The 26748-nt window shown below is 47.1% G+C and carries 26 protein-coding genes and 1 other annotated feature; of the genes, 10 read left to right on the top strand and 16 right to left on the bottom strand.

Going from position 1 to position 26748, the window contains the following annotated elements; all coding sequences use genetic code 11:
* The first annotated feature begins 288 nt into the window (after window positions 1-288).
* Both EKM92_RS02535 and EKM92_RS02530 read left to right on the top strand, forming a co-directional pair.
* Window positions 289-585: a DUF1827 family protein gene (locus tag EKM92_RS02535; protein WP_125707575.1), complete on the top strand. Its 297-nt coding sequence runs from the start codon at window positions 289-291 to the stop codon at window positions 583-585.
* A gap of 17 nt (window positions 586-602) precedes the next feature.
* Complete coding sequence (locus tag EKM92_RS02530) at window positions 603-1694, top strand: MucBP domain-containing protein (RefSeq protein ID WP_125707573.1); 1092 nt, start codon at window positions 603-605, stop codon at window positions 1692-1694.
* 710 nt (window positions 1695-2404) lie between these two features.
* On the opposite strand, the gene EKM92_RS02525 is transcribed toward EKM92_RS02530, so the two are convergent.
* The 4 genes from EKM92_RS02525 to EKM92_RS02510 form a co-directional block, all read right to left on the bottom strand.
* On the bottom strand, window positions 2405-2665 hold the full coding sequence (locus EKM92_RS02525) for a helix-turn-helix domain-containing protein (RefSeq protein ID WP_125707571.1): 261 nt from the start codon (window positions 2663-2665) through the stop codon (window positions 2405-2407).
* Window positions 2662-3033, bottom strand: coding sequence for a type II toxin-antitoxin system RelE/ParE family toxin (locus EKM92_RS02520; protein WP_125707569.1), 372 nt, complete (start codon window positions 3031-3033; stop codon window positions 2662-2664). The genes EKM92_RS02525 and EKM92_RS02520 overlap by 4 nt, the downstream gene beginning before the upstream one ends.
* A gap of 179 nt (window positions 3034-3212) precedes the next feature.
* Window positions 3213-4067 (bottom strand): SseB family protein, encoded by an 855-nt coding sequence (locus EKM92_RS02515; protein WP_125707567.1) that lies wholly within the window; start codon window positions 4065-4067, stop codon window positions 3213-3215.
* An 11-nt stretch (window positions 4068-4078) separates the two neighbouring features.
* The gene (locus tag EKM92_RS02510; RefSeq protein WP_125707565.1) at window positions 4079-5656 is read right to left on the bottom strand and encodes a peptide chain release factor 3; all 1578 of its coding nucleotides are present in this window, start codon (window positions 5654-5656) and stop codon (window positions 4079-4081) included.
* Window positions 5657-5871: 215 nt separating this feature from the next.
* Between EKM92_RS02510 and EKM92_RS13655 the strand changes: the two genes are divergently transcribed.
* From EKM92_RS13655 to EKM92_RS02495, 3 genes are all read left to right on the top strand, one after another.
* Window positions 5872-6930 carry a hypothetical protein gene (locus EKM92_RS13655; RefSeq protein ID WP_191988942.1) on the top strand — a complete coding sequence of 353 codons (1059 nt, stop codon included), beginning with the start codon at window positions 5872-5874 and terminating at the stop codon, window positions 6928-6930.
* A 100-nt stretch (window positions 6931-7030) separates the two neighbouring features.
* Window positions 7031-7876 carry an alpha/beta fold hydrolase gene (locus EKM92_RS02500; RefSeq protein WP_225420702.1) on the top strand — a complete coding sequence of 282 codons (846 nt, stop codon included), beginning with the start codon at window positions 7031-7033 and terminating at the stop codon, window positions 7874-7876.
* Between the two features lie 46 nt (window positions 7877-7922).
* Window positions 7923-8354: a GNAT family N-acetyltransferase gene (locus EKM92_RS02495; protein ID WP_125707563.1), complete on the top strand. Its 432-nt coding sequence runs from the start codon at window positions 7923-7925 to the stop codon at window positions 8352-8354.
* 39 nt (window positions 8355-8393) lie between these two features.
* Here EKM92_RS02495 and EKM92_RS02490 read toward each other — a convergent pair whose 3' ends face one another.
* The 4 genes from EKM92_RS02490 to recX all read right to left on the bottom strand — a co-directional run bounded on the left by EKM92_RS02490 (window position 8394) and on the right by recX (window position 11218).
* Window positions 8394-9155 carry a MerR family transcriptional regulator gene (locus EKM92_RS02490; RefSeq protein ID WP_125707561.1) on the bottom strand — a complete coding sequence of 254 codons (762 nt, stop codon included), beginning with the start codon at window positions 9153-9155 and terminating at the stop codon, window positions 8394-8396.
* Between the two features lie 94 nt (window positions 9156-9249).
* A complete protein-coding gene (locus EKM92_RS02485) occupies window positions 9250-9765 on the bottom strand; it encodes a hypothetical protein (protein ID WP_125707559.1) in 516 nt (171 codons plus the stop codon).
* Between the two features lie 57 nt (window positions 9766-9822).
* Entirely contained in the window at window positions 9823-10359 is a 537-nt protein-coding gene (gene ntdP / locus EKM92_RS02480; protein WP_054718662.1) for a nucleoside tri-diphosphate phosphatase, read from the bottom strand.
* Between the two features lie 67 nt (window positions 10360-10426).
* Window positions 10427-11218: a recombination regulator RecX gene (recX, locus tag EKM92_RS02475; RefSeq protein WP_125707557.1), complete on the bottom strand. Its 792-nt coding sequence runs from the start codon at window positions 11216-11218 to the stop codon at window positions 10427-10429.
* A gap of 223 nt (window positions 11219-11441) precedes the next feature.
* On the opposite strand from recX, the gene EKM92_RS02470 reads away from it, so the two are divergent.
* Entirely contained in the window at window positions 11442-12791 is a 1350-nt protein-coding gene (locus EKM92_RS02470) for a helix-turn-helix domain-containing protein (protein WP_125707555.1), read from the top strand.
* A 47-nt stretch (window positions 12792-12838) separates the two neighbouring features.
* Here the strand turns inward: EKM92_RS02470 and EKM92_RS02465 are convergent, their stop codons facing one another.
* On the bottom strand, window positions 12839-13213 hold the full coding sequence (locus EKM92_RS02465; protein WP_125707553.1) for a hypothetical protein: 375 nt from the start codon (window positions 13211-13213) through the stop codon (window positions 12839-12841).
* A 96-nt stretch (window positions 13214-13309) separates the two neighbouring features.
* Between EKM92_RS02465 and rlmD the strand changes: the two genes are divergently transcribed.
* The 3 genes from rlmD to EKM92_RS02450 all read left to right on the top strand — a co-directional run bounded on the left by rlmD (window position 13310) and on the right by EKM92_RS02450 (window position 15733).
* A complete protein-coding gene (gene rlmD / locus EKM92_RS02460; RefSeq protein ID WP_125707551.1) occupies window positions 13310-14671 on the top strand; it encodes a 23S rRNA (uracil(1939)-C(5))-methyltransferase RlmD in 1362 nt (453 codons plus the stop codon).
* 141 nt (window positions 14672-14812) lie between these two features.
* Window positions 14813-15013, top strand: a complete 201-nt coding sequence (locus EKM92_RS02455; RefSeq protein ID WP_125707549.1) for an immunity protein — start codon at window positions 14813-14815, stop codon at window positions 15011-15013.
* A gap of 12 nt (window positions 15014-15025) precedes the next feature.
* Window positions 15026-15733: a hypothetical protein gene (locus tag EKM92_RS02450; protein ID WP_125707547.1), complete on the top strand. Its 708-nt coding sequence runs from the start codon at window positions 15026-15028 to the stop codon at window positions 15731-15733.
* 33 nt (window positions 15734-15766) lie between these two features.
* Here the strand turns inward: EKM92_RS02450 and EKM92_RS02445 are convergent, their stop codons facing one another.
* Complete coding sequence (locus EKM92_RS02445) at window positions 15767-17035, bottom strand: ABC transporter permease (RefSeq protein ID WP_125707545.1); 1269 nt, start codon at window positions 17033-17035, stop codon at window positions 15767-15769.
* Window positions 17028-17924 (bottom strand): ABC transporter ATP-binding protein, encoded by an 897-nt coding sequence (locus EKM92_RS02440; protein WP_125707543.1) that lies wholly within the window; start codon window positions 17922-17924, stop codon window positions 17028-17030. Before EKM92_RS02440 ends, EKM92_RS02445 begins: the two co-directional genes overlap by 8 nt.
* A 208-nt stretch (window positions 17925-18132) precedes the next feature.
* Here EKM92_RS02440 and EKM92_RS02435 point away from each other — a divergent pair, with 208 nt between their 5' ends.
* Window positions 18133-18606, top strand: coding sequence for a nucleoside 2-deoxyribosyltransferase (locus tag EKM92_RS02435; protein WP_125707541.1), 474 nt, complete (start codon window positions 18133-18135; stop codon window positions 18604-18606).
* 183 nt (window positions 18607-18789) lie between these two features.
* Here the strand turns inward: EKM92_RS02435 and EKM92_RS02430 are convergent, their stop codons facing one another.
* The 5 genes from EKM92_RS02430 to EKM92_RS02410 all read right to left on the bottom strand — a co-directional run bounded on the left by EKM92_RS02430 (window position 18790) and on the right by EKM92_RS02410 (window position 26736).
* Complete coding sequence (locus EKM92_RS02430; RefSeq protein ID WP_125707539.1) at window positions 18790-19035, bottom strand: YdeI/OmpD-associated family protein; 246 nt, start codon at window positions 19033-19035, stop codon at window positions 18790-18792.
* Between the two features lie 64 nt (window positions 19036-19099).
* Complete coding sequence (gene spxB, locus EKM92_RS02425) at window positions 19100-20884, bottom strand: pyruvate oxidase (protein ID WP_125707537.1); 1785 nt, start codon at window positions 20882-20884, stop codon at window positions 19100-19102.
* A 429-nt stretch (window positions 20885-21313) separates the two neighbouring features.
* The gene (locus tag EKM92_RS02420) at window positions 21314-23956 is read right to left on the bottom strand and encodes a valine--tRNA ligase (RefSeq protein ID WP_125707535.1); all 2643 of its coding nucleotides are present in this window, start codon (window positions 23954-23956) and stop codon (window positions 21314-21316) included.
* A gap of 47 nt (window positions 23957-24003) precedes the next feature.
* Window positions 24004-24206 (bottom strand) — a binding site (T-box leader).
* A gap of 39 nt (window positions 24207-24245) precedes the next feature.
* On the bottom strand, window positions 24246-24884 hold the full coding sequence (locus EKM92_RS02415) for a redox-sensing transcriptional repressor Rex (RefSeq protein ID WP_125707533.1): 639 nt from the start codon (window positions 24882-24884) through the stop codon (window positions 24246-24248).
* A 154-nt stretch (window positions 24885-25038) separates the two neighbouring features.
* Window positions 25039-26736 carry a hypothetical protein gene (locus EKM92_RS02410; protein WP_125707531.1) on the bottom strand — a complete coding sequence of 566 codons (1698 nt, stop codon included), beginning with the start codon at window positions 26734-26736 and terminating at the stop codon, window positions 25039-25041.
* Window positions 26737-26748: the final 12 nt, after the last annotated feature.

Raw genomic sequence — 26748 nt, 5'->3', positions numbered from 1 at the left:
CAACTGGCTCAATTTCAAATGACTGCCACCTTTCGAATCTCTAGCTCGGAACGATTTAGAACGTCTCACGTGCGTCTGACGCTCATGATGGTAACGACAAAAATCATCAGCGTCGACAGATATTTGTTCCCACCTAACAACGGTTATCGACATTTTGCCGAAAAAATTTGTGAACTTTTGTACTGGAAATCATTACGAACTGCCGCTTGTCTCTAGCAGTTTGAAGCCGCTTAACTTATAATGGAAGTAGGCACCAGAACAGTTTGTTTTGAAAGGACGTGTTTGATTATGCGGTTGATCGATATTACCAATAGCTACCCCCACTTGGTTGCTCAGCAGTTGGCGCACACCGATACGCAATTCGTGAAAGTTTACTCACTTGGGAGCACCACTGTGGTTTACACCCAAGCGGCGACTCATGACGAGCTCTTGTTTACCAACGAATCGCGGAATGTGCAAGATGCTGAGCTGGCTTTCACCTTGGAGAAACTATGCGGGATCGGCCTCAAAGACGTCGATGTCGTCCGTGGGCCAAAACTTGCGGAAATCAGCTTGAATTCACAAGCCCGCGCGAGTGAATCGTAAAGCAATCGGAGCAGCCTATGAGTCTTTTGTCTCGCATTAAAGCATGGATCCGGCCAAAACCGACGCCACGCCCCACGACCCAGACGTTCAAACGGCCTGTCGTTGAAAAGTCTGCTTCGCCATCTGAACCGAAACCTTCAGCCACCCCGCTGCCACCAGCAACCGGCGTGGCTGATTCGCGTGTGCATGTTCGGGTCTATTATCAAAACGCCGCTGACCACACCATGCTTCACCAACCTGATGATTTAGTCGGCCATCCAGGTGAACGGTTGCCGATCACTTGGGCAGTGGTACCAGGCTTTGTGTTGACCGCCATCAGCGGCTTCACCCAAGTCTTCCCGGAAACCTCACAAATTATTTTATGCACTTATTCCCCGCGCGTCGCTGCCCCAGTAATGGTGTATCACCGCGATCAAAACGGGCATTTGTTGCAAGTGCCAGAAATGTTATCAGGTGTCGTCAATGAAAACTTCGTGGCCACACCGCTTGAAGAATTTGTCGATCATGTGGTCGGCGACACCAAACAATCTGGCACGTTCTCTGCGGCATCGCAACGCCTACGCTTTGATTACAACTTATCGCCGTTAGAACGTGGGAAAAATCCTGAAGATGCTTATATTCAACTGAAAACTTCAAAGCTCGCCTACCCGATGCCACTGGCTGGTGCCCCATTGCGTGATGCACTGCCGGCAAACACGTTCTGGCGCGTGTATGCGTTGATGCGCGATACAAACACGCAAACTGTGTGGCTGAACGTTGGCGGTTCGCAGTGGATCACCGCTGATGATACCGTCGGCCAATCTGATAATCCCTTCTTGCCAGACCCGACACCACTTGAATTGCCGCACACGTTGTTTGCTAGTAATGAAGTCGCCACGACGATTCACGGCATCTGTATCGCTGACGCGACCTTGTGGCAAGCCCCATTTGGTAAAATGTGTGTCAATCGTTTAGCCGAAGGTGATGCAGTAACGATTACGGCGATCGCTGATCTCGATAATCACTCTCGTTGGTATCGCCTTGCCGATGATACTTATGTGTTATCCACCTTCATTAAAACTAAGCGCGCCCGCCGTTCCAGCAGTTCATGGGGTGGCGTGCGCGAGTAAAAGACGCTGAAAAGCGTCTTTTTTTGTTATTTAATGTGATGAACTTCTGCGTAAAATTCACGCTCAAATTCGCGAAATGAAACAGATTAATGCAAACGAGTCTCGAGAACTCCGTAAAGATCTCAAGGCACAACAAATCCACGAAACAGTATTCTGCTTCGTGGATCTGCGGCTTCTAGCCGATTCAATTACGTTCATTCATGCTGTAACCACTACGATCAAGGACGTTGCTGCGGGCCTTGGCTTCTTAGGCCTCAACCACGTTAGTCGCTAATAGGCTTTGCACTGCCGTTCGCAAACAGACGTCGCCTTGCTTCCCACGTCACCGCGAGGATGTTGCACCCGTCGGAATCTGTTTTGAGTCCACCAAAGGGGACCCTTCTCAGCCGGCACTTTGAAACTGAAGATCCAGCAGAGCTCGACAGTTAAACCCAGATGCTGCGGGTGGTCTTCATAGTTTAGCGGGCTCTTCCTCCCGTCGCGAAGTGATACGAGTGACCTGCGCTCAGTCACCCACTCCTCCTTGTTAACGCTATCAGAATAACACCGCTAGTAACAAAACACCAGCATTAAATTGTAAATGTTTGGTATCGTAACAGTTAACTTTTATCCTAAAAATAAGCAATATAGACTTATATTCGTTATATTGGTCTAACCAATTATTTCACACGTAAAACACCAAGCACTTGACTTGCTTCTTTTGGATAATCTCAAATCGAAGTGATCGATAACGATATTTTTAACCCCAGGCCAGCTGCATATCGCTCGAGGGTCGCTAAGGTTGGCACGGAATCAAGCCGTTCTAACTTGGCCAGCTGCGGTTGTTTCATTCCGATCATCTCAGCAAAATCTTTTTGCGAAATTCCGCGGTGAATGCGCGTCGCCTCAAGTTGAGAAAGCGTATTGATCACCGCTAATTCACTTTCCGGAATACTGGTGATCGTGTTGCGAACTTTACGCCACGTTGTCATTTCATTTCACCCTTTCGTTTTAGCCAATCCTCTAAATTTGCCAAAGCTTTGGCGACTTGACGAGGATCAGTGCGATTTTTCTTCTTTGTATAGTGATGGAGCAAAATATAGCGATGATCTTGCCATGCCACGTAAAAAATTCTTTCTGGTTGCGGCCGCAGTTCCATGATGGGATATGCATATCCACGTAAGAATTTTGAATGAGGACTACGCAGTTGCGGACCAAGCATGGATAGCAAGTCGAATTCATGATAAATCTTTTTGAGCAATGCTTGATCGTTAACTTGATTGCTAGCATCTAAACGTTCAATAAAGTCTTGTATCTCACTAAAACCATCTGCGTCTTCAAAAAAATCAATTTCATACATCGCGCTTCTCCTAGATGCAAGGCGGCTACTATTCAAATATAGCAAGAAAGTTAATTTGGGTCAATTTTTTGGTCTGTTATCTCGTTACGGTGTCTTGAACCACAAAGCGATATTAAAAAAAGCCACCTAGACCGCCGTCTAGATGGCTTTTTAATGGTTGCAAAGAATAAGCACAAACTTTATTTCGCAAAGAATGGCACGGAACCTTCAACGGCTTCGGCAATTTCATCAGAGTAAGGCGCGATGGTCATGCCAAGTTCTGAATCGGCCAAATATTCGTTGGCGATCACCGTCAATTGATCAAAGTATTCGCTGTAATCATCGAGCACTTGCATGTCTAAGATCAAGAAGAAGGATTGTTGTTCGCCGATGGTCAAGGTCTTGATCCAGGCTTTAGATACCAGATCATCGCTAGCAAACTTATCGGCTAACGATTCTAACAAACCTTCAGGCGCTTTTTGACCGTCGCCAATGTGGACAGGTTGATCAGTTTGATCGTGACGGGCTTGGGCTTGTTTGCCAAGGTCGATCAAGGAATCGCGATCTAAGGTGATGTTGTCTTCAAACGGATTGATGACTGCCCCTTGCACGTCGTCGTTTGAAGAGATCAAGTTCACCATTTCAAGAAAGTTGATCACCACTGGATGGCATTTGTCGACAGTTGCTTGGTTGCCGCCTTCTGCCCATTGATCAAGCAAGGTTTGGGCTGCTTGCCAATCAGTGAAGAAAGGATGGAAAGTTTTTTCATCTTCACCTGTGAGTAACGGGAAAGAGATCTCCATGGGTTCGTCGAAGTTTAAGTGACCGTCTGCCGTCGTTGGCACGTTGTCATCGCTTAATGCAAAGGTGATCAAGTTGGCTTGTTCGACTAAGTTTTCCAAAAAGGCGGACATGTTTTCTTGTGATTGATCTAAGGTGACGGAACGCCACAACCCTAATAGATCATCGTTGGCGACTTGGTGCGCAGGATCGATTTGGCGATCGTCGTTTTGATTGTCGTTGGCATCGTTGTTACCAAAATTGAAAATTCCCATGTTGGCGCCTCCTATAGTTTAGCGGTCAATGTGACATCTGGATACTTGTCGGCAAACCAGCGCAAGGCGTATTGGTTTTCAAACAAGAATAATGGTTGGTCGTGAATATCTTTGACCAACAAGTTACGGGAGCTGGACATTTTTTCATCGAGTTGCTCAGGGTCAATCCACCGCGCGACACGAGAGCCGATGGTGGTCATTTCAACTTCTGAGTTGTATTCATTTTGCATCCGGAATTTGAACACTTCAAATTGCAGCTGCCCGACTGCACCTAAAATGTAGTCGTTCGTTGAATACGTCCGGTACAATTGCACGGCCCCTTCTTGCACCAGCTGGGTCATCCCTTTGTGGAAAGACTTTTGCTTCATGACGTTTTTGGCGGTGACGCGCATGAAAAGTTCTGGGGTAAACTGTGGCAAAGCTTCATATTCGCGCTTTTGCTTACCGGCGTAAATGGTGTCGCCGATTTGGAAGTTCCCGGTATCATACAACCCAACAATGTCGCCTGCCACGGCAGTTTGCACAGATTCACGAGAATCTGACATGAATTCTGTCGCGTTGTTCAAGCGGATCGTTTTCCCTGTACGAGCTAAGGTAACATCCATCCCGCGATCAAATTCGCCGGCGCCAATGCGGACAAAGGCGATGCGATCACGGTGGTTAGGGTTCATGTTGGCTTGGATCTTGAACACAAAGCCGGAGAAATCAGGGGCAGTTGGCATCACTTCGTCGCCATCTTGCATTTTGTGCGGACCTGGTTGTGGCGCCATGTCAACGAAGTGCTTCAAGAAGGTTTCGACCCCAAAGTTTGTCAACGCAGACCCGAAGAAGACAGGGGTTTGATCCCCGGCCATGATTTTTTTCAAATCATATTGGTTACCGGCGTCGTTGAGCAAGTCGATATCATCTAAGGTATCGCGATAAGTGGATTCGTTTGAAATCGGCTCTGATGGATCGAGTTTGCCTTCGTCATTCAAAGGTAAGAACTTCTCGCCTGCTTCATTCTCACGGTACAATTCGATTTGGTTGGCCATGCGATCATACAAGCCGATCAAGCCCTTGCCCATGCCCATTGGCCAGTTCATCGCGTAGCCTTCGATACCAAGCAAGTCTTCGAGTTCAGCGATCAAATCCAACGGTTCGCGACCATCACGATCGAGTTTGTTCATGAAAGTGAAAATCGGGATCCCGCGCTTTTTGACAACTTTGAACAGTTTCTTAGTTTGGGCTTCGATCCCTTTAGCAGAGTCGATGACCATGACTGCCGCATCAACAGCCATCAACGTCCGGTAAGTATCTTCAGAGAAATCTTCGTGCCCTGGTGTATCCAAAATGTTGATGCGTCGGCCAGCGTAGTCGAATTGCATCACGGAACTGGTGACTGAGATCCCACGTTGTTTTTCAATGGCCATCCAGTCAGACTTGGCAAAATGTCCAGATTTCTTCGCTTTAACAGTCCCTGCTTCACGAATGACACCCCCAAATAACAGGAGTTGTTCGGTGATCGTTGTTTTCCCGGCATCCGGGTGAGAGATAATCGCAAAAGTTCGCCGCTTGGCGACTTCATCTTTTAAGGCTTGAGGTTTCATTAAATGTCCTTTCACACGTCACTTGGGTCAAAGCCCACGAAAAGCGCTTCGAGCTAAAAAAGTCGAAGCGAGGTCGTTATCCATTATAAAGAAAACCTTGGCCCACGTCCACCTACAGACAACCTTGATTTGACGGCATTTTAAATATTTCAATTGTGTGTCTTGTATCAAACGCCCCTTTTTTTGCAAATATATATAGTGAGGGGGGATTTTAAATGATAGTAGGGATTTTAGTTTCAGTGTTGGCAATCGCCGGCATCGGTGTGGTGAGTGTTTTGCAAAACCGCCACCGCTGGCCTTATAAGTTGTGGCCAGCGATGGTTGGCCTATCGCTGTTGGCAATCGGCGGGTTATGGCAAGCAGGATCGGCGCAAGCAACACCGAAGGATTCAGTAGAGTCGACCAGCAGTTCGTCAAAGCCTTTAAACAACAACGGTAAATTATCACTAGATGGCAAAACTTTTACCGCAGACTTCGATGATGATGACACTTACGCCATAAAACTCTCAGTCAAAGCAGGCGACCGCGTCCAATTGACGGATTCGACTCGCCAAAACGGTGAAGTCGATGAATTGCAAGATGTAAACGACACAGTTCGATATGAGGTCACCGCAGTTGACGAACCGGCAAAACTGCACCTCAAGCTGATTCACAACCATGGTTACAAAACCGCAAACTTTACAGTAATGCCTGATCCTGATCGCGAAAGCAAATATGCCTCATCATCCAGCAAACAAGCGGTTGCCGACAGTATTTCTGAAAGTTCAAGCTTAGCGGCTGCGGAATCGGCTGCTGCCAGTGAAAGCAAAGCCGAAGCCGATAGCATCAGTGCCTCTAAAGCAGCTGAAGTTTCAGCCTCAATTTCCGCTTCAAACAGTGTCGTCGCTTCTTCTCAAGCTCAAGCGGCAAGTGCGCAAGCCGAAGCCAACAAATACAACACTGGTATCACTTACGACCAGCTGGCGCGCGACCCTGACACGTATATGGGCAAGTTGTTGCATTTGACAGGCAAAGTCATTCAAGTGGTCGAAGGCAGTTCAGAAACTGACTTGCGGGTGGCGATCGATGGCAATTACAACAATGTGGTGTTGGTGGTGTATGATCCAAAGATTCGCAGCACGCGCATTTTGGAAGATGACAAAATCACCTTTTATGGGTTGAGCTTAGGGACCCAAAGTTATACGTCCACGCTTGGTGGCAAGATCACCGTCCCTTTGGTGCAAGCCGATAAAATCGACGACAGCGGCACGGCACCAAGTGGTTACGGTTATTAGGCAATGGTCGGCAACAGGTTGCCGACCTACATAATAGTTGACAGCAACTAGCCGTGCTCGTATAACGTGTATAGACACCTGAAGAAAGGTCGTGGCTCTCATGGTTATGTCTTATCACACGCAAAAAGTTGGCACTGTTAACTTATTTTATCGCGAAGCTGGGACCTCGAAATTGCCGACGATGTTATTGTTGCACGGCTTTCCTAGTGCCGGTCACGAATTTGATTCTTTGATCCCCAAACTTGAGGCACATTTTCATCTGTTAGCACCGGATTTACCAGGCTTTGGCCAGACACATTGTCCGGAAGATTTCACCTACACTTTCGATCACTTGACCCAAGTGATCCGCGAATGGCTCAGCGACTGCGAGCTCACCCATTATTATTTATATGTGTTTGATTATGGCGCACCGATCGGTTTTCGACTGGCACTTGAAAATCCGCAAGCAATTTTAGGCATCACCAGTCAAAACGGCAACATTTACCGTGAAGGTCTCGGGAAAAAGTGGTCTGCACGCGCGAAATACTGGGCGCACCCGACAGAAGCTCAACGCAAATTCTATGAATCTGCCTTCGCACCTGACACGATCATCAACCAATATCTCACCGGCACCCAACCAGGTACGGTATCAGCTGTGAATTACACCAAAGATATCGCCTTCAGCGCCAAGGGTGATTACGCAAAACACCAATCTGATTTGATTTTTGACTATCAAACCAACGTCGCCTTGTATCCCAAATTTCAAGCTTATTTGCGTCAGTATCAACCCAAACTCCTTGCTGCATGGGGTCAAAACGATCCTTCATTCATCCCTGCTGGCGCTGTTGCATTTAACCGCGACGATCCAAACACCCGCGTCGAATTGCTTGATACCGGTCATTTTGCCTTAGAGACTCATGCCGACGTGATCGCTAAGCTGATCATCGAAACTTTTGACCCAGATTAAAACGTGCTATACTAGATGAAAATATTATGAGAAACTAGGGATCACCATGGAAATCAAAACCACCACTCATCTAGAGTCACAAACGTATCAAGACGCCTTGGCGATTCGCACCACGGTTTTTGTCAACGAACAAGGCGTCGATCCGCATTTGGAAGTCGACGCTAACGAAGATCTGTGCACGTATTTCGTGGCTTATGAAGCAGGCCTGCCGATCGGGACGGCGCGCTTGTTGCCAGAAGATTACGGCTATCACGTCCAACGCGTCGCTGTTGAAAAAGCCTACCGTCATCACGGCGTTGGCAAAGCCTTGCTTGAAGCGATGCAGAAATTTGCCAAAGAAGTGCAAGCGCCAGAAATTCGCTTAGGCGCGCAAGTCCAAGCATTAGGCTTCTACAAAGCCCTGGGCTACACCCCAACTGATAAACCTGAATTTATCGAAGCTGGCATTCGTCACCGCGAAATGCATATTATGTTGTAAAAAAAACTACCGTCGAAGGGATTCGACGGTAGTTTTGCATTATTCAGCTAAATAATAATCGACGATCGCCACCAACGCTTTCGTTGCACGATCATCCCCAACTAATTTGGTGTAGTAATCAGCAAACCGTGAATCAGCAAGATACATTTGGACAATGCCTTGATGCATCGCCACAGAATATTGTGGCGTTGCGGTTTGTAGCCAGTCGCGGTGGGCTTCAAACACCCGTTGCGCAACCGAACTAGGAAGTTGTGGCGCTGACAAGTAAGCCAACAAGCCCGCTTTCAACTGCGCTTCTAACGTTTGCATTTTGGTGTATTGGGCTTCAGTCAAGCCTGCAAAGTGTTGATCAGCAGCTTGTTTTTCCTCGGCGCCATATTGCTCAACCACTTCTTTGCCATACAGCGCCTCATTTTCTGCGAGTTTGGCTTGCTTGAACGCGGCGAATTTCTCAGAATCAGACATCTTCATGTCTCCTTGTAAATTTTGTCGGGTCAACTCAAGGCGTAACTGACTATTGGCAAGGTGATTCAATTTCTCAGCCAGCACTGATTGTTGGGCATTCAACGCATCCAGTTGCACAGCTGCTGGTGCATCCAGCAACTCGCCAATCTCTTTTAACGCAAAGCCTAGCTCAGAAAACATTAAGACTTTCTGGAGTCGGTCGGCGTCAGCGCTAGTATATGTGCGATAACCATTGGCTGACACTTGCGGCACCACCAACCCTAATTCGTGGTAGTAACGCAAGGCTCTCGGGGTGACGCCTGAAAGTTTGGCAAATTGTTGAATCGAGTAAGTCATATCGTCGCCTCCTGGTTGACTTCAACAGCATAAAGCCTGACGTCACGTGAAGGTCAAGCAAAAAAGCTAAGCATTTTTGCCTAGCTTTCAAAAATTAATCAAATTCGTCATAGCCTTCAAGTTGATCCAAGTTGATGTAAAGCGTGTGTTTCACTTGATCGACTTGACCGTCGTTGAGGCAATACTCTTCCATATAATAAGGTTTGTCGGTTTGACCGATGTGCTGTGGTAATGGAAAACCGTCTTTTTCAAGGCGTTCTAAGCCTTTCATATAAGTGGTTTGCACTGGCAACATGCTCAGCACCCCATTAGCTGGTTCCACAGATTGACCAATGGTCCCAGCTGGTAACTTCAATTTCTCCAAACCTTCAGGGGCAATGGCATCTTTAGGTAAAATACTCCCGATCCAATATTGGAACGCACCATATGGGTTGAAAATCAACAAATAAGTGCGATTTGGCGCATCAGTTTGCTTATCCAGCGCCTCAAAGTGCCCAGCTTCGTTGAATTCGTCCCAACAAGAAGCAAAGGTCCCCATTTGATCGATATCTTCTGGCATATACACATGCCCGACGAAACTCATTTCTGGTTGATTCAATAATTCAGTCATGTTGTCCTCCTGATTTAAACGAAAAAGCCAGGGATCCCCCTGGCTAAAATGTTGGGTCTACACCCGGTGAGAAAGCTGCAAGTACCGGTTGTACCACAAGTCGATATAACTTTGGGAAAATGGTCCTTTGCCATGGTTGATCCAGTCGACTAACACTTTGACATTGGCTTTTAAGATGCGATCTGTCGTTGCTGGATATTGCCAGCGGCGGCGGTGCGCCTCATATTCGTCAACGTCTAATAAGCGCTTTTCCCCGTCTGGGAACACTTTGACATCGAGATCATAATCAATATATTTCACCGCTTCCATATCCATGGTGTACGGCGTGGCCAAGTTACAATAATAAGACACGCCGCCTTCTCGGATCATGGCGATGACATTAAACCAATAATGCTTGTGGAAGTAGATAATTGCCGGCTCGCGGGTCAACCACCGCCGGCCATCGCTTTCGGTCACTAATGTGTGATCGTTACAACCGATCAATGCGTCTTCGCTGGTTTTGAGAACCATTGTATCTCGCCATGTGCGGTGTAGGCTACCATCGTGCTTGTAGCTTTGGATGGCGACTGAATCGCCTTCTTTAGGTATCCGCATCTTAAACCAGCTTCCTATTGATCTGTACCGCACAATTATACCAAAAAGATTTCTAACAATCTACAAGTCAGTCGTTAAACTCGGCTAACACGGCATCAATGGCATCGAGGTCATATCCCTTACGAAACAGCGCCATTTTCACCCGATTGCGCCGATCATATCCTTCGTATTTGCGTTTGAGCCGCCACTGTTTTTCTGCATCTGCGACTAAGCGTTCATGTTCGCCATCAACATCTGGTTGCAGATCCAATTCTGAAAGCATCGTGTCTGCCACATCCCCAGAAAAACCTTTTTTGATCAAAGCAAGGCGAATTTTTTGTTGCCGCTTGAAAAATGGTTCCCGACTGGATTGATTGGCGGACTTTTTGGCTGCACGACGAGCAGCAGGCAACCAATGATCCGCGTCGATGGCGTCCAAGGCTGAGTGGATCACGCGATCACTGAGTCCGCGCTGGATCAACTTTTGTGACACCACGCCAGGGCCTTTGTCCCCTAACGCCAAAGCATCATTGATAAATGACTGGGCATATTGATCGTCATCGAGATAATGCAAGTCCACCAAGAAGTCTAACGTGTGCTGGATCACTTCAGCAGGCAACTCTGCACTGCGCAATTTTTCTGCGACTTCATGGCGAGTGCGCTGTTGCGACGACAAATAATTAAGCGCCGTGCTGTTGGCTTCAGCTTGTTGTTGCGCGGCTTTAACGTCTTGGATGGCCAATTCATCTAACACCATCCCTTTGGTCAAGTGAAATTTCACCAAGGTGCTTTCACTGATCCCAAAGGCAAAACGGTCATCTAAAAATAAATTAAAACGTCCAGCATGCTTTTGCGGGGTAATTTTCGTGATGGTTGGCATGAGTTTCCTTTCGTGACAACGACTTGATGTGCTATACTTACGGTAATTTCATGTGAGGAGACTAACGATGTTTGAAGCTTACTTCTTCGATAAACGGGCAACGATCAACTACCGCGTCTATCGCGTGCTTAAAGCCCTACAAAACACAGCTTTCACCGTCAACAAGCTGAGTTAAGAAGCTCAGCTCAGTTACTCACAAACCTATAATGCCTTTCAAGACATCATGGCAGACTTGCAAACCATGAGTCCTGAGCCTGTTTCAACTGCTGACGAAGAAGCGTTCAACATTCTCGCCCAAAATGTGACTGTGGATCAATATCGCTTCCACTTACTGAAAAATTCGATGGCGTTTGCATTTTTTGATTACTTATTTAAAACGCCTGATCCAGATGTCCACGATTTTTGTGCTGAACATGATATTAGTATCTCCACTTTACGCCGACGCGTCGAGCCATTCAAGGCGTACTTACAATCCAAAGGCGTCACCTTAAACACCAGCGCTTGGGGGTTAGAAGGCAGCGAGTTGCGGATCCGCATGGTGATTTTAAACTTCTTTATCCTCGGCTATCGCGGTGCCGGTTGGCCTTTAGGCAATGACGATTACCGACGTTGTTTAACTGAATGCTCACGGATCGCCCATACATATCCAGGATTTTGGTTCACCGCCGACGCTGGATTGTCTAAACAAGACCTTTTGGCGATGATGGTGCAACATATGCGGATGCAACAAGGCAAGGTGTTACCTCAAGAAGTCGCCTTTACCCGCTTAACGCAAGCACCAGGTGCCCAAGTATTACCAGATGTCATTGAAGCTGACCAAGCCTGGGTGTCAACGAACGAAAGTGGCTTTTTCTATTTTTGTCGGATCCACTTTTTGTCATTAGGCACCAAACCCACTGCCACCGATCACTGGCTCGTCGATCATTTTCAACGGCGAGATAACGTGGTGGCGCATTTTGCTGATGGGTTAATCGATTTCCTCGTGGCCCAAGATCCTGAATTACTGCAAGCAACGCCAAAAGACCACGAGTTGCTACGGGCAAACTTGTATCGGATCACTTATTCTTATTGGTTGTTTGGTGGGGATTTCTCCAAACGGTTAGATTTTTATGATGAAGATCGCAATGCCGCATCGTTTGGACATTTGCCTGGGTTGATCGATGCCTACTTTGAAAGCCTTGACGGCGATGCCGCGGCAATGCGACCTTATCAAGGGATCATGCGTCGCGTCCTTTACGGTTTGGTTCGCGACGACTTCCCAGCTTTGGATGAAGACCATCAACTGAGCGTTGCGGTATTGATCGAACCTGGGACTTTCACTTTGCGGGATATTTTGCACTTCCTAGATGGGATCAGCTTTGTCAAACTCGCAGAGTCCACCAATGAACCAAACGCTGACGTGATCATCACGACTTTGACATCACCAGAGTTGATCAATCAATATTACGGCGACGATCATGCCCCATTGATCCAATGGCAAACCATCGCGCAAGAAGAAGATTATTATCGCCTGTACGCCGAACTGATGCGGCGCCACGAAGAAAAAAATGCCCAAGCTGCCAGCGCTGGGTAAACAAAAGACCTGCCAGATGTTAAAATCTGACAGGTCTTTTGATTTGGCTAATGCATCGGCCGGGCCATGTAACCGCGGAAGTAGTTCACCGCTTCATAACCAGCTAAAGCAACGATCAAAATCACGTAAACCAATGGTGAATTCTCTGATTTCATGTACCACAACAGCAACAACACCGCGAGCATGATCGCAATGTAAATGCCTTGCAGCTTTTTGTCAGGTTCAATGCTAAAGCTGGCACTTGGCGATTGGAAATTAATGGTGCGTTTGGCCGAAAACTTCCCGACTTTATATTGCACAGTGTCGCCGCGTTGGACGTTTAATTCGAGATGATCGTTGGTGGCGAGGTCATAATGTTTGTCATTGACCCACACATTGGCAGTCATTTTCTTCGACATGGCGTTGTTGTAATAGATCTTCATCGGTATCCTCCTGTTGCTTTCCGTTTTATTATACCAGATTAGTGTGCAAGCGCACCTTTTATCGGTTACACTAGATACAGCAATCAGGAGGACCAAATGGACGAAATTAAAATTGGGCAGCGCTTCCCTTTAACCATCAAGCGCCAAGACATTAACGGCAATGGGATCGGCTACTACAAACGTAAAATTACGTTCGTAGAAGGCGCTTTGCCACAAGAAGTCGTCGTCGCCGAAGTCACAGCGATTCACGATCGCTATTTAGAAGCGAAGACCCACCGCATCAAAACCTCTTCCCCGCATCGCGTGAAACCCATCGATCCTAACTGGGGCAAAGTCGGTGGCGTCGAACTCGGTCACATGGATTATGGTGCACAACTCAACTTCAAACGCGATGTCGTCAGCCAATCCCTCGCCAAATACAAGCCTGCAGGTTGGCAACATTACGATTTGCGGGCAACATTAGGTGCCAAGAATCCCTTGCATTACCGCAACAAAGCGCAATTTCAAGTGCGATTGATCGATGGCCATGTGCGCGCAGGTTTATATGCACCAAATTCTCATGATTTGGTGCCGTTAACTGAATTTGCCACCCAAAAGCCGTTGACCATGCAGATCATCAACCAATTGTGCGACTTATTGGAACAACTTGAAGTGCCAATTTATGATGAAGTGCACAAATCAGGCATTGTCAAAACGTTGGTGGTCCGCGAAAACGCAGCCGGTCAAGCGCAATTGACGATCGTCACCAACTCGGCAAAACTCCCGCACAAAAATCAATTACTGGAAGCCATCGCTCGCGACATCCCTGCTGTGATCTCTGTTTCTCAAAATATCAACAAAGGGGAAACGGCAATGGTCTGGGGACCAAAAACAGAATTATTGGCCGGTGCCCCTTATTTAATGGAAACCATCATGGGTCGCGAGTTCCGCTTGTCCCCACAAGCCTTCTTACAACTCAACCCTGAACAAACTGAACAACTTTATCAACAAGCCATCGACGCTTTAGACTTGAAACCTCACGAAACCTTAGTTGACGCTTATGCTGGCGTCGGTACGATCGGTTTATCATTAGCGCATTTAGCAAAGGAAGTCCGCGGCATGGAAACTATTCCTGAAGCCGTCGATGATGCCAACGCGAACGCCAAATTAAATGGCATTGAAAATGCGCATTACGTTTTAGGCAAAGCTGAAGACGTCTTCCCGCAATGGTTAGCTGATGGCTTCCGCGCTGATGCGGTGATCGTGGATCCCCCACGTGCAGGCCTTGATGCTGGTTTCATCAAAGCCTTGCATCGCGCGAAGCCGAAGCGCTTTGTGTATATTTCATGTAACCCGTCAACGTTAGCGCGGGATCTGGTGCAACTGACCAAAGACTGGCGCGTTGATTACATTCAATCGATCGACATGTTCCCACAAACTGCGCGTTGTGAAGCTGTGGTGAAATTCTCCAAACGCTAAACGTCAAAAAGACAAGCTGTGCGACTTCGGCAGCTTGTTTTTTGACGTTTAGCCCGCAAATCACGACGTTTAGCGCACCCCCCCACTTTTGCAAACGATTGCGCTATCATGATGGTAAAGCAAGTTGGGGAGGTCAGCAAAATGGAACGCATTTTAATTACAGTCGCGTGTTTGTTGATAGCGAGTTGGCAATTTTATGTCAGTTACGGGGAGTTGCGTCGGCTTAAAACCAAAGGCGACAAAAATACGTCGGCATTCGCGTCGTTTGCCATTTTCTACAGTTTCGCATTTGGGGTGATCGTCTTAGGACTGGGATTGCAAGTCTGGTTTCACTTAATTTAAGGGGTGACTCCGATGGATTTTGATTTGAAAGTGTCTGATCAACGTTTGTTAGCCTCAGGACTGGGGATCATTGCGATCGCAGGGGTATCGGTTTCTGGCATCTTAAATTTCCCACAAGCCAGCAATCTCGGGTTGTATGCAACGTTTGCGTTGTTCGCATTGTTGATCATCATTTGGCGGCGCGGCTTAGGGTTAACTGCTGATGATCTGCAATTACCGTTCACTGATGCGAGGCACGCGAATCCTCACCGCTTGCGTTGGTGGCAAGCAGTGCTTGTAATCATCGGGATGCTCGCTTACGGAATACTTTCAGTGGTGATCCTGAAAGGTCTTCAAATCCCTGTGATGGCAAACCAAGTCGTGGCAAACAATACGCACAGTCATGTCATCATGCCATTGTTTGCGATGTTGCCGCAAGTCGGCATTGAAGAAATGGTGACTTTGTCGCTACTGTTGATCATTGCCAGTTTAAGCAAACGCTGGTGGCATTTGCATCGCCGTAACGCATTGGGCATAGGGTTAGTCATATCCACGATTATTTTCGTGCTCCTTCATTTTCAAGCTTATCAGTGGCACCTCGCACAAATGTTCATTGTCATCGGTGGCAGTCGCGTGATCCTCAGTGGCCTTTTTCTCAACAGTCACAGCGTCAGCGATGTGTTTGTGTGTCACTATATATACGACGCTTTACTGCTAACAATCACCTTGCTAGTCCCATAAAAAAATCGAGCCTTGGCAGGCTCGATTTTTTTATTATTTACGTTCTGCACGCCAAATACTGAAGCTGGTGCGCAACCGTTTCATAAAGTTCGCATCGGAATAAACTAAGACGTTCGAACGATAAACGCCAACAACCACCCAAGTGAAGGCGATCAAGAAAATCATACTGATGCCAAGCGATGCCCACGCCATGCCAAATCCGGCGTGGCCTAACGCCAGTTGCACCGGCATCACTGTCGCATTGATGAACGGAATGAAACTGGTGATCCTCAACAACGGTGAATCCCCAGTTTGCGCCATGAACGATAACATGTATCCTGCCAACCCTAACATGGAAATCGGCATCACCGCAGTGTTGACTTGTTCTTGGTTTGAAACTAACGATCCAGTTAAAGCTGCCAGCACCGCATACGTCATCACGCCGACGATGAAGAATAAGACGGCGATCAAGGTGGTTTGCGAAGCCAACACGGAGAAATCGATTTGCTTAAGCAGTGATTTCACAAAATCAAGCTTTGCCAACCATACCCAACCGATCGCCCCAGCAATAACGTAAGCGACGATTTGCGTCAACAGCAACAAGAACATCCCAGCAAGTTTGCCGAAGAATTGCGTCGTCGCCGACACACTGGATAACAGAATTTCCATGATCCGCGAGCCTTTTTCTGTGGCGATTTCTTGGGCAAGCATCGACCCGTATACCATCGTGATCATTAAGATAAATACCGTCAGCACGCCGGCAAACGCTTTGTTCACGGCAGCGGTGGTATCGTTTTTTGCGACTTGTTTGCCATTTTCAATGGCGACAGTGCGCTTGGTTACCTTTGCTGGTGACAACAATGCGGTCAAGGCTTCTGGTGAGAGTTTCAAACTCGCCGCCGTTTGTTGAAGTTTCAATTGCGACAACGTAGCCGTCAACGTCGTCGTGTCCACATTGTTATCCGCATTGCTGCGTTCAACATACTTTGCAGCGATCTCTGGCTTGGTAGATACCGTTAAAATGCCATCGATTTTTTCACTGGTCAACGCTTTTTCTGCTGCAGACTGAGTATCCCGCGTTTGAAATTTGATATCTGAATTAGAAGTTTTGAGGATCGCTTTGTTTAACACGCTTTTGGCCGGTGCTTCAGTATTTTCGATCACCACGGCAACTTTGGCTGGTTGCACATTTTGCGAAACGAAATACCCGATCAACCCGGCGATCCCGACAAAAATTAATGGCGACAATACCAAGAACAACCATGACCCACTGCGGACATTCTTTTTGTACACTTGCCCGCATACCACCCAAAATTTATGCATGTTCGGCACCTGCTTTCATGCGGAAGATCTCATCTAAAGTCGGCGGCTGTTGCCGAAATTCTGGAATGTAGCCATTGACAGTGGCAGCAGCAAAGATCCGCTCGCCAACGGTTGGATCTGCTAAGGTCAATTCAAATTCATTGCCATGGGCGACGAGTTTCTCGACCCCGTCAAAATCCCGTAATTGTTCCGCAGACAAACCAGATTCAAGGTACAATTTGGTGCGGCCAAAGCTTTCGCGGATCGCATCCACTGTGCCATTTAACACCATTTTCCCATTTTTCAACATCACCAAATGATCAGAGATCGCTTCAACGTTCCCCATATCATGACTGGAATAAATGATCGCAGAACCAGAATCCCGCAACATTTCGATCCCTGATTGCAACACTGACGCATTCACCGGATCCAAACCTGAGAATGGTTCGTCTAAAATCACCAGTTTTGGCATATGGATCAACGTTGCGATCAACTGCACTTTTTGTTGATTGCCTTTGGACAAATCTTTGACTTTATCCGTCGGCTTGCCTTTAACTTGAAAACGATCAAGCCATTCCGGGATCTGTGCTTTCACATCGGCAGCTTTCATCCCGCGCAACCGTGCAAAATACGTGATTTGATCGGCAACTTTCATTTTCGGATACAACCCGCGTTCTTCTGGTAAATACCCGATCACATCATAATCTTTGGCTGTCAATGGATGCCCGTTCCAGCGGATCGCCCCACTGTCTGGCGTCAAAAAATTCAAGATCATCCGAAATGTGGTGGTTTTGCCGGCACCGTTTTGACCGATCAACCCCATGATCTCGCCTGGTTTAATGGTGAAGCTTTCGTGGTCGACGGCAGTCATTGTGCCGAAGGTTTTCACCAAGTTCTCAACTTCTAACATTTTCCCAACCCCTTTACCCCCTATATTATCATGTAACCGCAACCAATTGGACAAATTTCAGAGTCACGGCTTCTATTTAGAAAATGATTTAAATAGATCATAGCATCTATTTAGAAAAAAGTCTAACTAGTTTATTCCGTTTTGAAACCGTGCACATCGCTTCAGAAAATGGTATATTAAAACCATTATTGCTTGGGAGGGCATGGTCATGCATATTTATTTTGCCAATGGGTTATTTTCACGCGCCGACTACGATTTCAACGCACGTTTAGTCAAACGATTGCGCCTGGCTTCTGGCGCCTTGGATATTTATTTACCGCAAGAAAACGCCGAGATCAATGATAAGAATGCTTACGCTGATTCGACAATGATCGCACAAGCGGATACACAAGAAGTGTTGCGCTCCGATCTGATGATCGCGATCCTCGATGGCCCAGTGATCGACGCCGGCGTCGCCAGTGAAATCGGGGTCGCTTACGCCAAACACATTCCAATTTTTGGCCTTTACACGGACAGTCGGCAACAAGGTGCCATGAATCCGCAAAAACTCACGGCGTTACAAAATATCGCAGAAAATCAGTTTCATTATTTAAATCTGTACACCACCGGCTTGATCAAACTCAACGGCGAGATCTTCAATTCCGAAGAAGATTTGATCAAAGCCGTCTTAGCAAGAGCCTAAAACAATGAGACCAAGACATCATTAAAGGCAACAAAATACCCACGACAATTACAAGATTGTACGAGCCATAAAGCAACGCATTTGCGTAGAAGGCGCCTGCCAAGCAAATCCTAAGTTCGGGATTTACTCGTCAGGCGCCTTCTACTCGATGCTAAGTTCGCTTTATGTCCCAGCCACACTTTTTTAGGCTTTAGGCCTTGAATCATAAGCGCGCTTAGATTTGTACCCTGCTTTAAAAACAGTTTTCATTGCATCGATGTGTTTCACTTTCGTCGCTTCTGATGCCACACCGAAGATAAATCGCGCCCATTCGCGTTGATAACCTGGCGTCAACGCATTAAAAAAGCTTTGCATGTCGGCGTCGTCAGCTAACAACGCCGACACTTTAGGAATGTCGATTTCGTATTCAGATAATGGTTTTTGACTCATGTTGGTCACCTCAAATTCAGTATAGCAAAAAACAACGTCATTTCAGACGCTGCTTCTGTCTAAATTATTGGTCACCTTTGTGGATCATCATTTTCACATCTTCGCCTTTGCCTGCTTCCCCTTCTTGTTCCAGTAGCGCACGCAATGGGATCAATGCTTGGGCAGAATATTTCTCAACGAAAGCATCAACGGCTGCTGGATCTTGCGTTTGCTTATCCAAGACTAATTGTTCAACTGGGATCGGCCGCAAGTCAGTGACTTTCACATCAATCACCACTGGGCCTTTAGCTTTCAACGCCGCTGCAAACGCTGCATGCAACTCGGCTAAAGTGTGAACTTCAAATCCTTGGGCGCCCAAGGCCGTTGCCGCATCTCCATAGTCTGCATCGATCAAATCAACCCCTGAATGTGGTTGCTTAGTGTCATCTTGTTCGGCTTCGATAAAGCCTAATGATTCATTAGTCAACACCACGTTGATGATCGGCAAATTGTATTTCACCTGGGTCAAAATATCTTGCATGACCATGGCAAAGCCACCATCACCAGAAATCGACCACACTTGGCGACTCGGATATGCAGATTTGGCACCGATAGCAGCTGGCAGTGCATAACCCATCGTCGCATACCAACCAGAAGTGGTGAATTTTTGTGCTTGATCGGCTTTCAAGAACCGCATCCCGTCGATAGTGACATTCCCAACGTCGACTTGGAAAATTGCATTTGGCAACGCCGCATCGTTGATCGCTTTGAAAACTGGTTCGATTCGCAATGGTGTGCTGTTGTCATCATCAAAGCTGGCGATCCAATCCCACCAGTTTTTGTGGTTAGCAAGGGCGGCACGATACCACGCAGTTTCTGGTAAGGCTTCTGAGCGATCTAAGAAGGCTTGAATGGTTTTCTTCGCGTCTGCCAGGATCGCGACATCGACATGGTGACGACGGCCAAGTTTGCTAGAGTCGATATCCACTTGAATATACTTGGCATCAGGGGCGATAAAGTATGGTTGGAATGGGAAGTCAGACCCTAAGAACAACACCGCATCCGCAGCCCGTGCCGTTTCCACCCCAGGCTTTGAAGCCACGCGACCTGCCGAGCCCATGTTTCCGATGTAGCTGTCAGGTACGACCCCTTTTGCTAACGCAGTAACGACGATCGGGGCGTGGAGTTTTTCAGATAAGGCGATGATTTGATCTTTTGCCCCGCGCGCGCCATTGCCGACATATAAAATCGGATGCTTAGCGGCACTCATGATCTTCAACGCGTCATCGACTCGCGTTAAATCAGGTTCTGGTAAAATCGGATCTTGATACAACGGCGCACTAGAAACATAATCATCTTCAATTTCTGTCCAACCTAAGTCTTTAGGAATGGTGATCACGGCCACACCTTTGTGGGCATAAGCTTGACGAATCGCTTCATCGACCACTGCTGGCATTTGCTTAGCTGTCATCACTGTGCGGTTATAAACAGAAACATCGGCGAACATCGGATTTTCGTTCATTTCTTGGAAATAGGCGGTGTTCATCGCACTCGTTGGCACTTGACCAACTAACGCCAGCACTGGCACATGGTCATATTGCGCATCATACAAGCCATTGAGCAAATGCACAGCACCAGGGCCTGCAGAACCAAAAGTCACACCGATTTTCCCAGTGACTTTGGCTTCCCCAACTGCCGCCAATGCCCCTACTTCTTCATGACGGACTTGGACATAGTTTAACGTGTCTTTGCGATTATGCAAGGCGTTCATGGTGGAGTCAAATGACCCGCCTGGTAGACCATAAATATTCTTCACGCCCCATGATTCGATCACCTTTAACATTGCGTCAGATGCATTAATTTTTGTCATATGCTCGTCCTCCGACTTTCTTTTAATAAGTATCTACAACATCAGTATATCGTAACGTTTACAAAATACAAGTGGTAACGGCGGAATCCTTATGCCAATTTAAGCATAACATGAAATCGCCACCATCGTCGAATTTTAGCCTTTGACACAAACAATGTTAGTGATTTGAAATTGGGACTCCAGCGACTCGCCGCTGCGTCGTGAGGGTCCTAGGCGAAGCTAACTTGGACGTTTCGCTACGCTCTTTCCTCAAGTGGATCTTCACCTGCGTCTTTCCGTAAGCGACAAGTCGCTAACGGAAAGCTCACACGCACCGGCGGTCAGCTTCCGTCCCAATTTCAAATCACTGTACGAACTGGAGTGCACCGCTGTCGCCTGATGCCGTCATCAAAAAAACCAAGACAGCTTCGTCTTGGTTTCATTAAACAACTATTTAGCTGCTTGTAATTCTTTGATACGAGCTTGCGTCCCTTCAAGCTTGGCTTGAGCGTCAGCAAGTTTGGCTTTTTGTTCGTCGATGACTTCAGCTGGTGCTTGGGCTAAGAAGCCTTGGTTGCCAAGTTTCTTTTCAAAGCGAGTGATCTCTTGATCAAGTTTCTTTTCCGCTTTGGTGAGCTTGGCAATTTCGTCATCTAAGTTGATCAATTCAGCCAGTGGTACGTAGATCGTGGCGCCATTGATCACGGCAGACGCAGCTAAGGCTGGCGTGTCGAGGTCAGTGCCAACTTCAAATGCTTTAGCATGGACGAAGCGGTTGATGAATTCAAAGTTGTTTTCAAAAATCGGCTTCAAATCTGCGTCTTGCAACTTCACTTGAATATCGATTTCATTGGCCATTGGCGCGTTAACATCGGTGCGGATCCCACGGACAGCGCGGATCAATTCGATCAAGGCTTGCATTTGCTTGATGGCATCAGCATTTTCGAATTCTTTGTGGGTGACAGGATAAGCAGCCACGACAATGGATTCGCCGTCATGTGGCATCGTCAACCAGATCTTTTCAGTGACGAATGGCATGATCGGGTGCAACAAACGTAACACTTGATCTAAGACATAGCGTAAGTTGATGCGCTTAGCAATCTTAGCGTCTTCATCTTCACCATATAAGACTTCCTTGGCCATTTCAATGTACCAGTCTGCCAATTCGTTCCAGATGAAGTTGTACAAGTCACGTTCTGCTTCCCCAAATTCAAACTTATCGAACTTGGCGGTGACACTTTCAATGGTTTCGTTCAAACGGGCGAAGATCCACTGATCAGACAAGTCAAAGGTCGCTGGATCTGGTTGATCGGATGCCTTCGTGTCTTCAAGGTTCATCAACACAAACCGGGACATGTTCCAGATCTTGTTAATGAAGTTCCAAGAAGCACCGATGGCTTTCCAAGAGAATCGAGTATCTTGACCAGGAGTGGACCCATTGACTAAGAACCAACGTAAAGCGTCAGCGCCATATTTTTCAATGACATCCATTGGGTCGATCCCGTTGCCCAAAGACTTCGACATTTTGCGGCCTTGTTCATCACGGATCAAACCATGGATCAAGGTGTTTTTAAATGGTCGTTGACCAGTGAATTCCAACCCTTGGAAGATCATCCGAGCGACCCAGAAAGGAATGATGTCATAGCCGGTAACTAAGGTGTCTGTTGGGTAGTAACGCTTGTAGTCAGGCGCATCTGTGTCTGGCCAGCCCATGGTGGAGAATGGCCACAAGGCACTGGAGAACCATGTGTCTAAGACGTCAGGATCTTGTTCCCAGTTTTCAGCGTCTTTAGGGGCTTCCATGCCGACATACATTTCACCAGTGGTCTTGTTGTACCACGCAGGAATGCGATGGCCCCACCATAGTTGACGGGAGATGACCCAGTCGTGGATGTTGTTCATCCAATTTAAGAAAGTATGTTCAAACCGTTCAGGGACAAAGTTAACTTTGTTGTCGCCTTCTTGGTTCTTAATAGAAGCTTCAGCAAGTGGTTGCATCTTGACGAACCATTGGGTCGACAGACGTGCTTCCACTTGGACGCCCGTACGTTCGGAGTGACCAACACTGTGGACGATTGGCACGATCTTCAACAAGTCACCGCTTGCTTTCAAGTCGTTGACCAAGTTTTCACGGCATTCAAAACGATCTTGGCCTTGATACTTGCCAGCATTTTCGTTCATAGTGCCGTCATCATTCATACAGTTGATACGTTCCAAATTATGACGATTACCAACTTGGAAGTCGTTAGGGTCATGGGCTGGCGTAATTTTAACGGCCCCAGTCCCAAATTCAGGATCAGCGTGGATATCGCCGATGATCGGAATTTCACGACCAACGATCGGAACAATGACCTTTTTGCCGATCATGTCTTTGTAGCGTTCATCTGATGGGTTAACGGCCACGGCAGTATCACCGAACATCGTTTCAGGACGAGTGGTGGCAATTTCAATGCCGCCAGGGGTGCCGTCGGCGAACTTGTAAGTCATGTGGTAAAAGGCACCTTTGTCATCTTCATGAATCACTTCAATGTCTGACAAAGCCGTCCGTGCTTGCGGATCCCAGTTGACGATGTATTCGCCGCGGTAGATCAAGCCTTTGTTGTAAAGATCAACGAAGACTTTGCGGACCGCTTTAGATAACCCATCATCCAAGGTGAAACGTTCACGGGAATAATCCAGAGATAACCCCATTTTGCCCCATTGTTGTTTGATGGTAGCGGCAAATTCGTCTTTCCATTCCCAAACTTTTTCGACGAATTTTTCTCGACCGAGGTCATAGCGAGAGATGCCTTCTTTGCGCAACTTCGCTTCAACTTTCGCTTGAGTGGCGATACCAGCATGGTCCATCCCTGGCAACCACAAGGTATCAAAGCCTTGCATCCGCTTTTGACGAATGAGCATATCTTGCAAGGTGGTGTCCCAGGCATGGCCTAAATGCAACTTCCCAGTGACATTTGGCGGTGGGATAACGATACTATAAGGTTTGGCTTTCTTGTCGCCTGATGGTTTGAAAACGCCTTGTTCCAGCCACTTATCATAGCGGCCAGCTTCGACGGCTTGAGGGTCGAATTTTGGGGCTAATTCTTCTTTCATGGAATGATCCTCCAATTATTTTTGTGAACAAAAAAACTCGTCCTAATGATTAGGACGAGTTGACTCGCGGTGCCACCTAAATTGAGAAATAACTTTCTCCACTTAAAACCGATAACGGACGGTCCCGGTCAGCCTTACTGCATTCAGGATGACAGCTCACAAGCTACACATGAAAATTGACTTATCGACTCACACCAACCGCCGACTCGCTGCAAACCCAACTTTCACGCCTCTTGTTCATTGCGTTACTCGCATTATAAACTTGACGAGTGGTGGACGTCAACGGGTTTTAAGCTTTTTGTTTTTGGTGTGCCACATATAAAAGGCTTTGCAGCTCAGAGGTTAAGTCGATATAGCGGATCGTCGTCGTCGGCTTGCAAGCAACTGGCTGCGGCGCAAAGGTCATGATCGCGGTAATGCCAGCAGCTTCCAATTGTGCAATGACACTTTCTTGACTGGAACTTGGTACCGCAACGATCGCCGTGTGGACGCCTTTAGGCAGGCGTTGCTTAAGATCCGCAAATGAATAAATCGGGATCCCATCGATGCTAGTGTTGATCTTCGCTGGGTCATGATCAAAGGCCACCACAATATCTAAATCAGGATTGCGGCGAAAGTTATTTTCGATCAACGCCGCCCCTAGTCCCCCAACACCGATCAAAACAATATCTTCAGGCGATTGAACTTGCAACAGTTGTCCAAATTCTTCAACTAAAGTCGCCACACTATAGCCATACCCACTTTTCCCCAGTTCCCCAAAGCTTGAGAAATCGCGTCTGATCGTTGCCGAAGGAATATGAATGATCTCTGCTAATTTATCTGATCGCACTCGTCGAATGCCTCGTTGTTGCATTTGTTGAGCCGCCCGATAATATAAGGGAATTCGTCTGATCGTCGCCTTTGACACTTTTGTTTTTGCGTCGAGCATCACGCCACCTCCAAAGTGTGTTCATTCATTCACATATTAGGATATCACGGTGCTTGTGAAAAATCAAACATAAAATCGTTTACAACCGCGCTGTGGTCGGCTCTAGCGGCAAAATAAAAAGCATCGAGCGGGTTTGCTCAATACTTTACAGCCTTTACCTGAACATGTGATCAGTGGTTGGCACATCTTCAATAGTCCAAGTCATCGTACCAGTATACGTGGCCCCGACTTTCATTTTGTTGGCTTGCGAAGGTGAAATCGTCAAACGAGGATACATCAGGGTTTGATCATATTGCATCGCGGTGGTGTTCGGGTTGGTCAACACCACTGCTGCAGTGCCTGCTTGTAAGTCTACCGCATTCCAACCGTTACTCCCTGCTGGCAAAGTCATCTGCGGCGCAAACGTGCTATCACCACTAGTCCAATCAGACATGGTGACACTCAATCGTTGACCAGCAGGCAAAGTCCCGGTTAACCGCACTTTATCTTGGGCTGTCAGCGGTGCGGTTTGACCTAAGGTGTAATTGCCAAAAGCCCAAGCACCAGTGGCGGAGACGCTGGCTTTGGTGGCAGTGCTACCAGAGTCGTTATTGCGCTTTTGGGTCAACTTTGCAGCTTGGGCCTCATCTTTTTTAAAGTAGTTTAAAAGGTTTTGATAGGTCGCATCATCCAACCCTTGAACGGTTGATGCGAGTAATTTATCCGGATCCAGCGCTGACAAATAGGCATTCGGGTTCTTAGAATTGACCAGCGCGGCTAGGGTTTCACTGGTTAGCTGCGAAGCCACTGCATTAATCCCAAGATTTGAAACTGTCATCCAATTATCAACGGCTTTGATCACAATGGCGTTGACCACAACATCAGGTAAAACCGTATTCCCACCCGTTGAAATAATCGTCGCCAACACGATGAAGGTATCCGAATTATCGCTATCCAAATTATCATTATTCGACAAATCGATTTTGCCACCAATGGCCAACACCCCTTGATTGTTATAACCAATAGTCGTCAACACGTTTGAGGCTAAATTGACGTTACGGGTTTGCGAACCAATGCTACTAAGGAGACTAGAATCCAACGTCGTCAGGTTTTCATAGGAAAGATCCCAGGTGATCACCGACTTGGATCCCAAGGTCCGCGTTCGAAACACCCAATACGCCCAGCCACTTTCAGTCAACCCTGGACCAAACAAGTTACTGCCGAGGTCCAATTCAGTTAAATTAGGCATGGTAATCGTTTGGAACAATGATAAAATTTTAACTCGATTTACCGGCGCAGTAACTTTTGAGGTCAGTCCTGTCAAGTCGATGGTTTTGGCATTCTTGGCACTCATTAACACCAACATCAATTTGTTCAACACTGGTAAATTGGCCAAAGTATAAGGTTGAGAGCGACTATCTGCAACTGGAAGTGTACTGCCAGACAGCAAACTAACCATGTCAAACGAGCCATCAGAGACGCCTTGCGATAACAACATATCGCTAGTTTCAACATTATCATTGGTATTGGTGGCTAATCCGCCGACCCAGTTGGCAACCGTGGCATCGACTGAAGAAACAAAGCTTACATCAGAATTTTGCGTGCGGTCCGCTAACGAAACGGTTTGCCATTGATCAACTGCTCCAACCGTTAAATCAGTCGCCGAAACATTCGGCGTACTCCCATTGGCATCCAGTGAATTGTTGATCATCACCGACACGACGGCTTGTGGTAATCCGAGGTCGCCGACTAAAGTGAGGTTATTATAGTTGTTGGCGGCTTGTACCGGCTGTGAGTCAGCAAAAAGGCTTCCTGCAACAAGTACAAGCAGCGCCGATAGCAAGATGAATAAGTGTTTGCGCAGTGTCTTCATTAAGGAAGCCTC

The sequence above is a fragment of the Lacticaseibacillus porcinae genome, from assembly GCF_003946305.1.
GTDB classification, from domain to species: Bacteria; Bacillota; Bacilli; order Lactobacillales; family Lactobacillaceae; genus Lacticaseibacillus; species Lacticaseibacillus porcinae.
Note: the sequence above shows the minus strand (reverse complement) of the source record. Positions and strands in the feature narration are given on the sequence as shown.